This is a genomic window from Pseudomonas sp. TH41, from assembly GCF_016650695.1.
GTDB lineage: Bacteria > Pseudomonadota > Gammaproteobacteria > Pseudomonadales > Pseudomonadaceae > Aquipseudomonas.
On sequence record NZ_JAEKFH010000003.1, the window covers coordinates 2,007,514 to 2,021,823 of the forward strand.

The 14,310-nt window shown below is 61.0% G+C and carries 14 protein-coding genes; 2 read left to right on the plus strand and 12 right to left on the minus strand.

Features of this window, described 5'->3' with window-relative positions:
• Nucleotides 1-179 precede the first annotated feature (179 nt).
• The 8 genes from JFU37_RS11745 to JFU37_RS11780 form a co-directional block, all read right to left on the minus strand.
• Complete coding sequence (locus JFU37_RS11745; RefSeq protein ID WP_201115452.1) at nt 180-815, minus strand: NADH:ubiquinone oxidoreductase subunit N; 636 nt, start codon at nt 813-815, stop codon at nt 180-182.
• An 82-nt stretch (nt 816-897) separates the two neighbouring features.
• On the minus strand, nt 898-2,346 hold the full coding sequence (locus JFU37_RS11750) for an efflux transporter outer membrane subunit (protein WP_201115453.1): 1,449 nt from the start codon (nt 2,344-2,346) through the stop codon (nt 898-900).
• The gene (locus tag JFU37_RS11755; protein ID WP_201115454.1) at nt 2,343-3,230 is read right to left on the minus strand and encodes an efflux RND transporter periplasmic adaptor subunit; all 888 of its coding nucleotides are present in this window, start codon (nt 3,228-3,230) and stop codon (nt 2,343-2,345) included. The genes JFU37_RS11750 and JFU37_RS11755 overlap by 4 nt, the downstream gene beginning before the upstream one ends.
• The gene (locus JFU37_RS11760; protein WP_201115455.1) at nt 3,227-3,436 is read right to left on the minus strand and encodes a DUF1656 domain-containing protein; all 210 of its coding nucleotides are present in this window, start codon (nt 3,434-3,436) and stop codon (nt 3,227-3,229) included. The genes JFU37_RS11755 and JFU37_RS11760 overlap by 4 nt, the downstream gene beginning before the upstream one ends.
• On the minus strand, nt 3,433-5,505 hold the full coding sequence (locus tag JFU37_RS11765) for an FUSC family protein (RefSeq protein ID WP_201115456.1): 2,073 nt from the start codon (nt 5,503-5,505) through the stop codon (nt 3,433-3,435). Before JFU37_RS11765 ends, JFU37_RS11760 begins: the two co-directional genes overlap by 4 nt.
• A complete protein-coding gene (locus JFU37_RS11770; protein WP_201115457.1) occupies nt 5,502-5,930 on the minus strand; it encodes a MarR family winged helix-turn-helix transcriptional regulator in 429 nt (142 codons plus the stop codon). Before JFU37_RS11770 ends, JFU37_RS11765 begins: the two co-directional genes overlap by 4 nt.
• A 123-nt stretch (nt 5,931-6,053) precedes the next feature.
• Nucleotides 6,054-6,299 carry a DUF2789 domain-containing protein gene (locus JFU37_RS11775; protein ID WP_201115458.1) on the minus strand — a complete coding sequence of 82 codons (246 nt, stop codon included), beginning with the start codon at nt 6,297-6,299 and terminating at the stop codon, nt 6,054-6,056.
• Between the two features lie 136 nt (nt 6,300-6,435).
• Nucleotides 6,436-6,897 (minus strand): aminoacyl-tRNA deacylase, encoded by a 462-nt coding sequence (locus tag JFU37_RS11780; RefSeq protein WP_201115459.1) that lies wholly within the window; start codon nt 6,895-6,897, stop codon nt 6,436-6,438.
• Nucleotides 6,898-7,095: 198 nt separating this feature from the next.
• Between JFU37_RS11780 and JFU37_RS11785 the strand changes: the two genes are divergently transcribed.
• The gene (locus JFU37_RS11785; protein WP_201115460.1) at nt 7,096-7,629 is read left to right on the plus strand and encodes an NfeD family protein; all 534 of its coding nucleotides are present in this window, start codon (nt 7,096-7,098) and stop codon (nt 7,627-7,629) included.
• A gap of 2 nt (nt 7,630-7,631) precedes the next feature.
• Nucleotides 7,632-8,387 carry a slipin family protein gene (locus tag JFU37_RS11790; protein ID WP_008034707.1) on the plus strand — a complete coding sequence of 252 codons (756 nt, stop codon included), beginning with the start codon at nt 7,632-7,634 and terminating at the stop codon, nt 8,385-8,387.
• A gap of 44 nt (nt 8,388-8,431) precedes the next feature.
• On the opposite strand, the gene JFU37_RS11795 is transcribed toward JFU37_RS11790, so the two are convergent.
• From JFU37_RS11795 to JFU37_RS11810, 4 genes are read right to left on the minus strand one after another with little or no spacing between them, the layout of a single operon-like run.
• Complete coding sequence (locus JFU37_RS11795; RefSeq protein ID WP_201115461.1) at nt 8,432-10,003, minus strand: glycosyltransferase family 39 protein; 1,572 nt, start codon at nt 10,001-10,003, stop codon at nt 8,432-8,434.
• Nucleotides 10,004-10,061: 58 nt separating this feature from the next.
• Nucleotides 10,062-11,648 (minus strand): efflux transporter outer membrane subunit, encoded by a 1,587-nt coding sequence (locus tag JFU37_RS11800; protein ID WP_201115462.1) that lies wholly within the window; start codon nt 11,646-11,648, stop codon nt 10,062-10,064.
• Entirely contained in the window at nt 11,645-12,709 is a 1,065-nt protein-coding gene (locus JFU37_RS11805) for an HlyD family secretion protein (RefSeq protein ID WP_201115463.1), read from the minus strand. Before JFU37_RS11805 ends, JFU37_RS11800 begins: the two co-directional genes overlap by 4 nt.
• A gap of 26 nt (nt 12,710-12,735) precedes the next feature.
• Complete coding sequence (locus JFU37_RS11810; RefSeq protein WP_201115464.1) at nt 12,736-14,262, minus strand: MFS transporter; 1,527 nt, start codon at nt 14,260-14,262, stop codon at nt 12,736-12,738.
• Between the last annotated feature and the right edge of the window lie 48 nt (nt 14,263-14,310).

Here is a 14,310-nt window from a genome sequence, read left to right on the forward strand (position 1 = left end):
GCTCGACTCCGCTAAAAGTGCGATGGAGATTAGCACCCGGCGCGCAGGGCGGCCCAATCATTAAAGGTTAAAGAGTGTCTATTAGCGGTGCCCGCGAAAAAGATCGCAGCCTTCGGCAGCTCCTACATTGGAATGCGTTTCCCTGTAGGAGCTGCCGAAGGCTGCGATCTTTTTCGCAGTTATGAATACTGGACTTCGATCTCATCGAGCTGATGATCAAAGCTTTTCAGCCGCGCAGTCCACGTATACACCAGCACTTCGAAATCCCGATTGATCACCGCCCCGCCCGTTACTTCCGCACGCGGGTCGCAAACGTCCAGTTGATAGCGCTCGCGGGCCATGGCGGTGGCGACATCGGACAATTCGCGGGCGTTGTTTAGCCAGTGCCGCCCCTCGTCGGCCACTTGCTTGTCCAGCGCCAGGCACTGCTTCTTCAAGGTTTCGAGGCTTTTTTCCAGCGGTGTGCCGGTGAGTTCGCCCATCACTTCCTGGAACGTGCGCCCCGGTTGCCAGTAGCTGCCCCAGAAATATCGATCGAACACCGTTTCGACCCGGCGTAGCGCGACCTTGGTGTCCCAGATCAGCACCAGGGTCTTGCCTTGTTCGAGCTGTCTTTTTTTGATGCGCTGGCCCTGGAATGAAGCCCAGGCGACCACCACGATGGCCATGACGGCAATCAGCGCAGTGGCACTGTCGAGGAACACCAGAGCCTTGTCGATCTGGTGGGCCAGCATGATGCCGTAGAAATAGGTGGCCGACAGCAACACCAACGCTGCAATAGCGCACCAGAAGCCGGGAGCATAAGGGTTTTTCATTATTGGAATCCCCATGACCAACGCGAGCCTTGATTGATGAGATCGACGCGCGACCTCATCAAGTCAAAGCATAGCAACGGCGTCAGGGTTTGCCGGGTTGTGAGCCTTGCGTTCGTCCGCTTTCCCAGCCGCCACCCAAAGCCAGGAACAAATCGATCTGGCTCATGGCAACCTGGGTGTTGGCGGAAGCCAATTGCGCCCGCACATCGGTGTAGGTGCGCGTGGCCTGCAAATCTGCCAAAAACGACGCGCGGCCGGCCTGGAAGAAGCGGTGGGTCTGGTCTGCCGCCAGTTGCGCCGATTGTTCGGCGTCGGCCAAGGCATCACGGCGTTGCAACAGCGCGGAGTACTGCGCCAGGCCGGTTTGGGTCTCGCGGATAGCGTTGAGCACCACACCATCGAAATGCGCCAGCGTGCCCTGGGTCGTCGCCTCAGCCTCACGGATGCGTGCCCGAGAGCCGTTGGACGGCACGGTCCAGGTCAGCAAGGGGCCGAAGCCCCAGCGGTTAGTCGCCGGTTTGCCGAGGTCTTCCAAAATACCGACCGTACCGACGGTCGCGCCGATGCTGATGTCCGGATACAACTCGCCGGTTGCAATGCCAATGCCGGCGGTCGCCGCCGCCAGCTGACGTTCGGCTTGACGCACATCGGGACGGCGCTTGAGCAAGGTGGCGCCATCACCCACCGGCAACAATTGCGTAATCTTCGGCAGCTCGGCGCAGGTGGCGGTGCCGGTCGGCAGTTGATCCACCGGTTTGGCCAGCAACATCGACAACCGGAACAACCCGGCCTGACGCGCCGCCTCATAACGCGGCATGTCGGCGCGCAAGGATTTGAATTGGGTTTGCGAGCGGGTGACCTGGGTTTCATCGCCTCGCCCGGCATCGCGCAGACGCTGGATCAACGTCGTGCTCTGGCCTTGCAAATCGAGGGAATGCTGAGCAATTTCCCGCTCTTCATTGGCCGCGCAGATCTGGGTGTAAGCACGAACAACATCGGCCACCAGGGTGATGCGTGCCGTATCGGCCGCCGCTTGTGTGGCGTCGGCATTGGCTTTGGCCGCCTCGATCCCGCGCTGCAACGTGCCGAACAGGTCGAACTGATAAGACGTGGTGATGCCGATATCGCCCACATTGGCCACCGGCACTTTTTCGGGTATTAAGAACGCTTCGCCAGACTCCTGCAAACGCTGGGCGCCGAGCTTCACACCGCCACTCCAGCCGCCCGCCGCCTGCGCTTCGTCGACCTGAGCATGAGCCCGCGAGAGCCTCGCTGCCGCCACGCGCAAATCGGTGTTGGACGCCATCGCCTGTTGGACCAATTGATCGAGGCGCGGATCCTGATACAAGCGCCACCAATCGCTGGGGACAGGCGCAGAGACGACATTTTTGCCGTTCACCGCCAGTTCGCCCTGCAAATCCTCGCGGTGTATGGCGGCTTCGTCCGGCAAGTGATAATCCGGCCCGACCACCTGGCACGCCGACAGCAACAGGCCTAATCCGGCGACCGCCAAACCTGAGGCCCTGCTCATTTAGACGGCTCCTGCTGTTGGTCGTCGATGATCGATACCGTCGCGGTTCGCCCGGCAATCATGCGGAAATCCGCCGGGACGTCGTCGAAGGCGATCCGCACCGGAATCCGCTGGGCCAGTCGCACCCAGCTGAACGCCGGGTTGACGTTTGGCAGCAGGTTGCTGCCAATGCTGCGGTCGCGGTCTTCGATGCCGGCGACGATGCTTTCCACATGGCCGCGCAGTCGAGCGCGATCGCCAATCACACGGATGTCGACGCTCTGGCCGACATGAATGCCGTCCAGCTTGGTTTCTTCGAAATAACCGTCGATGTGGAACGAATTGCTGTCCACCACCGACAACACCGGCCGCCCGGCGCTGACGAACTCTTGCGTGCGCGGCGCGCGGTCGTTGACGTAACCGTCCACGGGGCTGCGGATCACCGAGCGGTCGAGATTCAGTTGAGCACTGTCCACCGCCACCTGAGCTTCCATCAGCGCCACTTCGGCGCGGGCAACTTTGGACTGACTCTCTTCCAGTTGCTCACCCGGCACCAGATTGCCCAGGCCACGGTTGCGCTTGGCTTCGCGCTGCGCCTGAGCCAGGGTTTCCTGGCGGTCGGCGACCGCGGCCTTGGCTTGGCGCAACGCCAGTTTGAAACGGTCCGGATCGATGCTGAACAGCACCTGGCCGCGCGTCACCAACTGGTTGTCGCGCACTTCCACTTGCTGGATCAGGCCGGACACGTCCGGGGCGATCTGCACGATGTCCGCACGGATGTGACCGTCGCGGGTCCAGGGCGCAAACATGTAATACATCACCATGCGCCAGACTATGACGACGGCAAAGGTCACGATCAGCAGGGTCAAAACGACGCGACCGAGGGTCAAAAAGGGTTTTTTCATGTCATCAGGTATCGACTGAGTGAGTCCACGGCGCCAAGCAGCAAAGCGTAGAGAGCCACGTTGAACAATGCCCGGTGCCAGACCAGACGGTAAAAGTGCAGGCGCGTCAGCAACCCGTGCACCAACAGGTACAACACATACGTAATGCCCATCAGCACCAGCAGCGTGGGCAGGAACACCCCGCTGATATCCATATCACCGATCATAAAGGCGCTCCTTCAATGCCATGGGGAAGCGGTTCTTCGAGATTGCCGGTGCCGAGGAATTCAACGCCGGGCAGTAATGCCAAACGCAAGCCACTCAGGGCGTGCAACAGATGTAGACGGGCGCCCTCATCGCATTCGCGGTTCAGGGCGCGGCGCGTACGGTCCATGGTCATCAACAACGCACTCGGTGCCGGCAGACGCTCGTCAGCCTTGAGGCACGCCTTGAAGTATTCGCCGACCTCGGCCACCACTTGATGCAGCAATGCTTGCGGAACGCCGAGCACTCGCGGTGTATAGGCGAGCAGGTCGAGCACGTTCAGCGCCACGCGTACTTCTCGCAGCGCGATCCCGGTGTCCTGCCCGGTCATGGCCAGCCGCGGCAGATGCTGCATCAGGCGGTCGAGCATCTGCACGCCCAAGTGCCGGTGTTCGGCCAGTGTGGCCGGCTCGGAGAGGCTGACGATGTCGCGCCAGCTGAAACGGGTCAGGCGCTTGGCCGCCAGTTCGGCGCCGAACGGCCGGGCGATCAGGGTCCAGACAAACGCAAACAGCAGCCCGATGGGGCCCGCCAGGTTGGAGTTAGCGAAACTGAGGAAGTCCGCGTCGTAAGCACTTTGAATACTGATGAAAGACGAGGTGTTCACCAGGGTCAGCAGCATGCCCAGATAAAACTGCGGCTTTACTGTCAGGGTGCCGATGCAAATGAACGGCACGGCGAACGCCAGCACCAGCATCGGGAAGTCATGCAGGTTGGGCAGGACCAGAAACAGATAAAGGCTGGCAAGCAACACCGACATCGACGTCCAGAAAAAGAACCGGAAGATCTGCGGTGCAGGGTCGTCCATCGAGGCGAAGAAGCTGCACGCCACCGCCGCCAGAATCACGGCCGAGCCGCCGTCGGTCCAACCGAGCAGGATCCACAGCACCGAGGCGACGATGATCGCGGTCACCGTGGACGCCGCCGAATAGAACATCAGCCCACGGTCGAGAAACGGCGACAGGCGACCGAGGCGCCAGTGCCGATACACCGCGCGCCAGCTGTCCTGGCTTTCGCACCGGATGGCGACTTGCAGGCTGCGGCAGTCCTGCCACAAATCGATCCATTCGCCGAGGCGATAGATCGCGTTGGAGAACAGCAGTTGCTTGCGATCATCCAGCGCCTCGGCGGACGGTTGCAGCGCTTCGAGCTGATCTTTCAACGACTGCCAGCGACCGAGGTCGGCGTCGTTGTGTTTGAGCCATTCGGTGGTCGCGGTCAGCAGCGGCGCGAACTTGTCCACCCGTTCGGGCGTACGCCGTTCCAGCGCATAAAGCGCATCGTCGAGGGCGTCGATCACGGGCAACAGGTGAATCATCCGTCCCCGCAGTTCTTTGGTATTACGCACCGTTTGCGGCCGCGCGCCCTCGTGAGGCAGCTGACCGATCATCAATTCCAGACTGTTGAAGGTCGTCACCATCGCAGAGCGCAGGGTGCTGACTTCGTCTGGCTGCACGTTGCGGCTGAGGAAACGCAGGCTATAGGTCGAAGCATCGGCGAACCATTTGCTCACCGAATCGTTGAACACCGGCGCCAGCCGCCGTGGCCAAAACATGGCACCCATCACCGCCGCTACGGCGATGCCGAGGAAGATTTCTTCAGTCCGCGCTTCGGCCACATCCCACACTGCCAATGGGTTATTCACCACGGGCAAGGCGATCAGCGGCAACGTATACCCGGCGAGCATGAGCGCGTAATTGTTGGCGGTGCGCAAGTGCAGGGACAGGAACAACAAAGTCCCGGTCCACAGGGCAATGACCACCACCAGCACATAAGGACTCTGGACAAACATCGGCACAAAAAAAACCGCCGCCGCCGCACCGAAAAAGGTGCCGACCGCGCGGTATAGAGCCTTGGAACTGGTCGGGCCGACAAACGGGCTGGAAACGATATAAACCGTCGCCATCGCCCAATAAGGACGCGGCATCTGCATGAGCAGGGCGATGTACAGCGCAATCATCGAGGCGGCAAACGTGCGCACGCCATAGAACCAATCCCGCGCCGAAGGTACGCCAGCGAAAAAACCGCTCAAGGGTTCACCGCCGACGGCGGGTTGGCCCCTTCAAAGGCTCTCAGTACCCGCAGCGTTGCTTCCAGATCACCCTGATCGATCCCTTCGAGCACTTCATTGCGCAAGCGCACCAACTCGATTTCCACAGCCTGAACCAACTCGCGGCCAGTCTCAGTCAGGCTCAGGCATTTGGCGCGACGGTCATTGGCGTCTGCGGTCCGACGGACGTAGCCGGAATGGCAAAGTTGATCCAACAGGCGCACCAGTGACGGACTCTCCATGCCCGCCGCCTGCGCCACCGTCACCTGACGCACACCCTCACCCAAACGCCCGATCATCAACAACGGAACGGCGCAGGCTTCGGAGATTCCATAATTGACCAGCGTGGTCTGGCAGATCTTCCGCCAATGCCTGGCGGCCACCACCATGGCGGTGCTGATGTTCATCTGGAGCGCGTCGAGGGTATTGGGCACGGGAAAAGACACACTGTTAGTTTGCTAACTATCAATATGCCATTTGAGAGGAAAGCTGGTCAAGTTTTGAAACAATTTCTACGCATCTGGTCAGGTTTAACCGCCTCGCCCCTTCCTCAGCAGCACATCCAACTGGTCCACCACCTCCGCCCAATCGGCATCATCCAGAATTTCGTCACGCAAGAATTCCGCTTGGCACTTGGTCCAGAAAAACGCATCCGCCAGGTGCAGCTCGGGTTTTAGCGGGGAATGAGTGGCAATGAATTGGTCGATGCTGACCGGGTCGTGGTCCAGGCCCAGTTGTTTGAACAGGGAGGGGAGGCTGTGGGTTGGGGATTCCATGTCGGGCTCCTTTTTTATCGCAAATGATTGGATGACTGCTGCGCAGTCAATCGCGAGCAAGCTCGCTCCTACAGGTGGTCGCGTATTCCCTGTAGGAGCGAGCTTGCTCGCGATGGTGTAACTGACGCCGCAAAACTCAATGACTCAACTCACACACCTCGGCATGCGGCACCATTTTCAGAAATTCCGGCATGCTCATGTGCAGCAGGTTGTTGTGGTTACCGGCCTCCAGGTAAATGTCTTTTTGCCGGGTCAGCAAAGGGTCGATGACCATGTCTAGCCCATACGACTCACCCAATGCCGGCACCGCACCGCGTTCGCAATCGGTGAACAGGTGCGCCAGGGTGCTTTCCCGGGTGACTTGCCATTCACCGCTGCCACGTACTTTGCTCAGGTCCAGGTGACGGCTCGCCGGCAGCACGGCCATCAGGTAATGACCGTGGTGGTCGTCGAGGATCACCGATTTGGCCACCCGTTCGGCAGGAATGCCCGAGACCCGCGCCGTTTCAAGGCTGCTGGCCGAGTGTGGGTGGGTGACGACGTCATATTCGCAGTGCGCCTTCTCCAGGCTGCTCTGCACGGTTCTTGCCATACGCATGATGCACCTCGGTGTCCGCGACTGCTTGTGGCGGACGATGGTTAAACCTGTTCGCTCCATCTCAAAGTCTAGGCCCGCTGGCGCAATCGCGCGGGAAATCTTCCGGTCGGACGATGTCGACAATTGAGCAAAATTCATACAACAAAAGGCTCAACTAGACTGTATACAGAGCCACCCAAGACTCTCCCGGAGGGTCCAGTGAATACTCGTTGTTGTGCAGTTGCGCTGCTGTTGGCCTTGAGCGGATCGGCGTTCGCGGCGGACACCGTCGTGCTGCTGGTTCCCAACCCCATCGGGATCTGGCTGATCACGTTCGGCATCGCGTTTCTGATCGCCGAGGCGGCCCTGCCCAATTACGGCGTGATCGGTTTGGGCGGGATTGTGATGTTCGTGATCGGTGCGGTGATTCTGAGCAACACCGAAGTGCCCGTTCCTTTGATGATTGGCCTGGGGCTGGTGAGTGCCCTGCTGCTGATTTTCCTGCTGATCCACGCCCTGAAAACCCGACCGCGCCACACGGTCAGCGGCGATGCCGGCCTCATCGGCAGCGTAGCCCCGGTGACGTCATTACGGCCGGGCAATGCCTACAGCGGCTGGGTGCACCTGCAAGGAGAACAGTGGCAAATACTCAGCGCTACGCCACTGCAACCGGGGCAGCAAGTCCGGGTAGTGGCGCGCAAGGGATTACTGCTGCAAGTGGCCGCGGCTGACGCGGCGTCGGCTGGAGAATAAACATGGGCCTGCAACTGGGTTTTGCCGCACTGCTGCTGTTGGTCATTGCGCTGGCGGGATCGACCTTCCGCATCCTGCGCGAATACGAGCGCGGGGTGGTGTTCCAGCTCGGCCGCTTCTGGCAGGTCAAAGGCCCAGGCCTGATCCTGCTGATTCCGGTGGTCCAGCAAATGGTCCGCGTCGACTTGCGTACCGTGGTCCTCGACGTGCCGCCTCAAGACGTGATCACCCGCGACAACGTCTCGGTCAAGGTCAATGCCGTACTGTACTTCCGGGTGCTCGATCCGCAGAAAGCGATCATCCAGGTCGAGGACTTTCTCATGGCCACCAGCCAACTGGCCCAGACCACATTGCGGGCGGTGCTCGGTAAACATGAACTCGATGAGCTGCTGGCCGAGCGCGAACGGCTGAACATCGACATCCAGCAAGTGCTCGATGCCCAGACCGACGCGTGGGGCATCAAGGTCGCCAACGTCGAGATCAAGCACGTGGACCTCAACGAATCGATGGTCCGCGCCATCGCCAAACAGGCCGAAGCCGAGCGGGAACGCCGGGCTAAAGTGATCCACGCCGAAGGTGAATTGCAGGCCTCGGAAAAACTCATGCAGGCCGCCGAAATGCTTGGCCGTCAACCAGGCGCCATGCAGTTGCGATACATGCAAACGCTGAGCTCGATTGCCGGGGACAAGAGTTCGACCATCGTCTTCCCGCTGCCGATCGAATTGCTCAAGGGGATGGCAGACTTGTCGAAACCTTGAGCAATCAGCGATCAGGGAAACCCGTTAAACCTTCTGCCATCGGTTCAATGCAGTACGAACAAACGCGCATTGGCGCCGCCGGCGTGGGTTTCGCCAACGCTCTGCCAGCCTGCGGGCAAGGGCGCGAACTCGTCCGGCACATCCACGGTGCCGATCAACCACACTCGGCCATTGCCTTTGGGCAAGCTGCCAAGGCTGTCGAGATAGATGTCCTGAGTGACCAGTGTGCCAAAACCATAGGCATTAGGCCGACTCGAAGCACCATTGGCCAGCGGCGGGGTGTACAGCAGCGGTTTTGCGTCGGTGCGGTTGTAATAGACGTAGCTGAGGTACCAGAGCATATCGCTGGTGACGATCCGGTCGCCGGCCACGAAGTGCTGGTTCACGTAGTCGACCATGACGCTGATCTGATCATTGATATCCACCGTGGCGTTGTTCTTCAGGCCCACCAGCTCAACGCCGACGAACAGCACCAGCACCGTCAGCGCCAGCACCCGAAAGCCTGAATACAGGCGATCAATGGCCAGCGCGACAATCATTGGCAGCCCCAGGGCATAGGCCGTCAGGTAACGCTCGATGAATACCGGCGTGATAAACGACATCCCGAACAGCAGCAACAACGGCAGCGCCGTGTAGATCACCAGCAGCACGCTGCCACGAAAGACACTGCGATCCCGCGCCAGTGCCACGCCAGCGATGGCCAGTAACGCCAGCGGCAGCGCGATGAACATCAGCGTCGGCAGGTTTTCGCCATCGTCCTGCATCAGAAACGACCACAGCATCGAAGGCAACGAGCCGAGCGTGACAGGCGTTTCCCACCCCACGTCGCCATTGGCTTTGAGCTGATCCATGTGCTGAATCAGATCGATCAGATTCGGCACCCACGGCAGGTACAACAGCATGATCGCCACGTTCGCCAGCCACCAGCCGGGACGCTGAATATTGCGCAGGCGATACCCTGGCTGTACGCGGATCAGCCCCAGATACAACCAGTGGCACAGAACACACAGCGCGGTGAAGTAGTGGGTGTAGAACGCAGCAGTCATCAGCAACGTATAGGCCACCAAATAACGCGCGCGCCGGGGGTGTCTGACCCAGTAGACCAGAGCAATCGTGGCGCCGATCAACAACACACCCAGCAGCGAATACATCCGCACTTCCTGGCTGTAACGCACCGCCGTGGGCAGCAGCGCCAGCAGGAAACCCGTCAGTAACGCGGCACGCCGGGTGGCGAGCAGGTCCATCAGCCAGACGCCGAGCCATACCGTGGCGATCCCGGGCAATGCGCTGAGAATACGGATCGAAAAAATACCGTCGCCGAACAGCTCGATCCAGCCATGCAATAACAGGAAATACAGCGGTGGGTGTACGTCATGGGCCGCGTGCACCCAGATTCCGGCAAGGGAATATTGGCTCAGCAGCAGACTGGACCCTTCATCACCCCAGATGGCCGCCGCCGTCAGGTCGTAGAAACGCACCAGCGCGGCCAATACCAGAATCGGCAACAGCCAGTGTTCCTGCGCCCACCGCATCCAGCGCTGAACAATCGCCCAGACGCCGGGCGCCGCGTGCGGACCATCGGTGCCGCCAAGCGGTGTTTCTCTGCGTGCCTCCATTGCTACCCCTTGCAATTACCGATACAAACACTACGGCCATGACCACGAAGCCTGTTGATCACTGTAAGTCAGGCGCAGTTCCGTCGTCGATGCTGGCCTTACGACCAACGTCATCTGCCAGCGGATACACCGACTCCCATCCCCCACCCAACGCCTTGTATAGCCCCACCATGGCCAGCGACACCCCGGTCGAACTCTCCACCCACTGTTCCTGCGTCGCCAACAACGCGCCTTGCACCGCCAGCACATTGACGAAATCCACCACCCCTTCGACATATTGCTGTTGCGCGGTACGCAGGGCAATCTGGTTCTGGCGCACCGCGTCGGAAAGGCTGTCGCGGCGCCGTTGGCTGGCGTTGTAAGCGCTCAGTTGATCGTCGATTTCATGCCAGGCGCGCAGTACGGTTTGCTGGTAGGCGATGGCGGCTTCCTGTTGCTGCGCTTCGCGCAAGTTCAGCACACCGCGCAGACGACCGCCGTCGAACAGTGGCAGGCTGAACTGCGGGCCAATACCGAACGCGCGTGAGCCCCATGAACCGAAGTCGCTCAGCTGCATGGCCTGGGAACCGATGTTGCCCGACAACGTTATCCGCGGATAAAAATCACCCTGGGCCACACCGATGCTCGCGGTCGCGGCGTGCAGGCGGGCCTGCGCCTCGCGGATATCCGGGCGGCGTTCGGCCAGTTGCGATGGCAGGCCAATAGCGACCTGACGCGGGGTGGGTGGCACCGGAGCGTCTGTGGATAACTCGGCGGACAGCGCTTGAGGCGGCTCGCCCATCAACAGGCTCAAGGCGTTGATCAGTTGCGATTGACGTTGCTCCAGCGCGGGCAGGCGCGATTCGATGGCCGCCACTTGCGCGGCAGCTTCGGCAACGTCCAGGTCCGTGGCGACACCCTCGGCCAGGCGCAGTTGTGAGAGCTTCAGGCTATGTCGAGCGACGTCGAGATTCTGCTCGGTGACGGCTCGCGTACTTTGCACGCCGCGCAGCTGAATGTAATCCTGAGCCGTTTCGGCGAGCACCCACAGCAGCATGCCGCGGCGATCATTTTCCGCGACTTCCAGGGTCGCATCGGCGGCTTCGGTTTCGCGGCGCACACGGCCCCAGAAATCCAGTTCCCAGGACGCGGAGAACCCTGCGTCCCACACGTTGAACGCCGAATCACCGTTGTGTCCCGACGGATCGCTCAGGCCTTCGCCGCTGTTGCGTTTGCGCCCGTAGCTGCCCGTGGCGGCGGTGTTGGGGTAACGGTCGGCAGTGATCACCTGGCGTGCAGCGCGGCTTTGCTGCAAACGGCTGCTGGCGAGTTTCAGGTCCAGATTGTCGGTCAGGGCGCGTTGGATCAGGGCTGAGAGTTTTGGGTCGTGGAAGGCTTCCCACCAGCGTTCGTCCATATCGCCCGTCACCGCTTCACTGACGGCGGCTTTTGACGGTTTCGACCATGCGGCTATTTGCCGGGTTTGAGGTTTCTGGAAATCCGGGCCGACGGTGCATGCTGAAAGGCTCATCACGAGCAAGACGCAAAGGATGAGTCGGGGCTGACGGCCTCTTCGCGAGCAGGCTCGCTCCCACATTGGAACGCGGTCAACTGTGGGAGCGAGCTTGCTCGCGAAAGCGCCAGCCCGGTCAACGAAGATCTTCATCGTTGCACGACCTCATGCTCGCTACCGCTCGCCGTATCAATACTCGCCTCCACCGACATCCCCACCCGCAACCTCTGCGTCAATGGCTGCCCCGGCTCCAGCACAATCTTCACTGGAATCCGCTGCACAACCTTGGTGAAGTTACCGGTCGCGTTATCCGGCTTGACCGAGGCAAATGTCACGCCGGTGGCCGGCGCGATGCTCTCGACGCGGCCGCGCAGGGCTTCGCTGCCGAGGCTGTCGACACGCACCTGCACGTCTTGCCCCGGCTGCACGTCAGTCAGTTGGGTTTCCTGAAAGTTGGCGACCACATACGCCTGCGCCAGCGGCACCACCGCCAGCATCTTGCTCCCCGGCGTGACATAGGCGCCGACACGCACGGCACGTTCACCCACCATGCCGTCCTGAGGTGCGACGATCCGCGTATAGGACAGCTCGTAACTGGCCATTTCCAGCGCCGCTTGCGCCCGTTTCAGGCCACCATCGGCCGCGTCGCGCTGGGCGGTGAGAATATCGACCTGCTTGCGCTCCGCCGCCAGGACCGCCGTGGCGTTGGCCAGCCGGGCAGTGGCCTGATCGATGCGCGTCTGCGCTTGCTGAGCGTTTTGCACCGTACCGGCCCCTACCCCGGCGAGGTGGTTGTAGCGGTTCAGTTCATGTTCGGCGAAGGCCATTTCTGCCTTGGCCGACACCACCGTGGCTTGAGCCTGAGCGATCACTGAAGTCTGCCGTTCAAGGGTCGCCCGCGCATTTTGCAGGTGTGCCCGGGCCACCAGCGTCTCGGCGTCGGCGGCTTGAGCGGCGGCACGCAAGTCCCGGTCATCGATCAACGCCAGCAATTGCCCGGCCTTGACCTGCTGGTTGTCGTCCACCAGCACTTCCTTGATGAATCCGGCCACGCGCGGCACCACAAGGGTGAAGTCCGCCGAGACAAAGGCGTCATTGGTTTTCTGTTGCGAGCGCTTGCCGAACAGGCCGGGCGTCAGCAGAAAAACCAGCACGCCGAGTGCCACTACTGCGGCGACGCCGACAGCCACTTTTTGCTTTGCATAAGTCGTCATAAAAACCTTCTGTTCCAGTGGCGCATTCAAGTTGGCGCACGCGGCGGATAGATCCGCGTCGGCAGCCAGAAAATCAACAGGATCAGCGCCAGGGCGACGCCGCTCATACACAGATAAAGATCTGATGCAGTCAGGACCACGGCCTGTTCGTGCAGTCGGTGGGCCAGGCCCGGGCTGTCGCTGTCGGCCAGCGGTGAGTTGCCGAGGCTGTCCACCAACATCGTCGAATGAAAGTGCAACCTTGACGTGGTCAGCGCCTCGATCACCCCGGTGGCGATCACCGCCGACAGGCCTTTGACGGTGTTGAACCAGGCCGAAGCGAACGGCCCTTCCATCGGCGAAATGCTGCCGGTGGAAAGCATCAATAGCGGCAGCACTGCCATGGGCTGCCCGAAGATTTGCAGCAGTTGCAGCACGTAGAAGTCATCGCGGATCCACACCGACGTCAGCTGCGAACCGCCGATGCAGGACAGCGCCAGCAGGCTCAGACCGATCCCCAGCACCCAGCGGCAATCGACCCGGCGCAGATTGCACAGCGCCGCCACCAACGGCAGCGCAATCAACTGTGGCAACGCTGCCAGCAGCATGATCGGCGCGGTCTGAACCGGCCGATAACCCTGCACCTGCGCCAGGTAACTCGACGGAATAATGATCACCGCCAGCAGCACCACCAAAACACCTGCGAGGGTCAGCAACGCGAAAGACAGGTTGCGGATGCCGAGCATTTGCATCTTGAAAAACGGGATCGGTTGCGACCACTCGTTGATCAGGAACAACACCAGCAACAGCAACCCACCGCCGAGCAATCCACCGATCAGGTTCGACTGGAACCAGTCCAGACGATTGCCCTGCAGGAGGCCGATCACCAGCATGCAGATCGCCGGAAAACCCAGTAGCAAACCGCGCCAGTTGAACTGCTTGAAACGCTCCAGACGCAGCGGGTCCTGAGGCAACCCGTAGGCCACCGCCACCATGGCAATCAGGCATGGCGCGATGATTTGCCAGAAGGTCCATTGCCAGCCGACATACTCGCTCCACAACCCGGCCAACGGCGTACCGAGTCCAGGGCCGAAAGTTGCCGTCAGGGCGTAACCGGCCAAGCCGTAGAGCTTCACATTGGCGGGCAGAAAACGCAGGGCGACGGTCATCAACATCGGCGGCAATGCACCGCCGGCCAGGCCCTGCAAGGTGCGCAGGGCCAGCAGGCTTTCGTAGTTCGGCGCGAACGGGCAGAGCACGCCCAAGAGGGTGAACACACTGATGGCGCAGAGGGTGAATCGTCGCAACGAGAACGTCACCGCACACCACGGTGCGAACGCCATTGCAGCAACCGAGGTCGCGGTATAACTGGCGATCAGCCAGGTGCCTTCGTCGTAACCGATGGCCAACGCGCCGCGAATGTCGGCCAGGGCAACTTTGGTCACCATCTCGTTCAGGCCCGACACCAGCACCGCCACTAAAACGCCCACCAGGCCGATCATGATTCGCGGGCCGAAAACCGGTGGTGTAACAGCGGCCGTGGCAAGTGGTGCCGTGACCGAGAGGGAAGTCATGTGCTGCAAGCTCCGGGAATTGAATACCGGAGCATCTTAAGAAGCGCG

What these genes read in the sequence shown, in the direction of transcription:
- JFU37_RS11810 (WP_201115464.1), bottom strand. Translation starts at nt 14,262, where the DNA reads ATGACTTCCCTCTCGGTCACGGCACCACTTGCCACGGCCGCTGTTACA.
- JFU37_RS11780 (WP_201115459.1), bottom strand. Translation starts at nt 6,897, where the DNA reads ATGCGTATGGCAAGAACCGTGCAGAGCAGCCTGGAGAAGGCGCACTGC.
- JFU37_RS11790 (WP_008034707.1), top strand. Translation starts at nt 7,632, where the DNA reads ATGGGCCTGCAACTGGGTTTTGCCGCACTGCTGCTGTTGGTCATTGCG.
- JFU37_RS11750 (WP_201115453.1), bottom strand. Translation starts at nt 2,346, where the DNA reads ATGAGCAGGGCCTCAGGTTTGGCGGTCGCCGGATTAGGCCTGTTGCTG.
- JFU37_RS11795 (WP_201115461.1), bottom strand. Translation starts at nt 10,003, where the DNA reads ATGGAGGCACGCAGAGAAACACCGCTTGGCGGCACCGATGGTCCGCAC.
- JFU37_RS11775 (WP_201115458.1), bottom strand. Translation starts at nt 6,299, where the DNA reads ATGGAATCCCCAACCCACAGCCTCCCCTCCCTGTTCAAACAACTGGGC.
- JFU37_RS11760 (WP_201115455.1), bottom strand. Translation starts at nt 3,436, where the DNA reads ATGATCGGTGATATGGATATCAGCGGGGTGTTCCTGCCCACGCTGCTG.
- JFU37_RS11770 (WP_201115457.1), bottom strand. Translation starts at nt 5,930, where the DNA reads ATGAACATCAGCACCGCCATGGTGGTGGCCGCCAGGCATTGGCGGAAG.
- JFU37_RS11805 (WP_201115463.1), bottom strand. Translation starts at nt 12,709, where the DNA reads ATGACGACTTATGCAAAGCAAAAAGTGGCTGTCGGCGTCGCCGCAGTA.
- JFU37_RS11745 (WP_201115452.1), bottom strand. Translation starts at nt 815, where the DNA reads ATGAAAAACCCTTATGCTCCCGGCTTCTGGTGCGCTATTGCAGCGTTG.
- JFU37_RS11755 (WP_201115454.1), bottom strand. Translation starts at nt 3,230, where the DNA reads ATGAAAAAACCCTTTTTGACCCTCGGTCGCGTCGTTTTGACCCTGCTG.
- JFU37_RS11800 (WP_201115462.1), bottom strand. Translation starts at nt 11,648, where the DNA reads ATGAAGATCTTCGTTGACCGGGCTGGCGCTTTCGCGAGCAAGCTCGCT.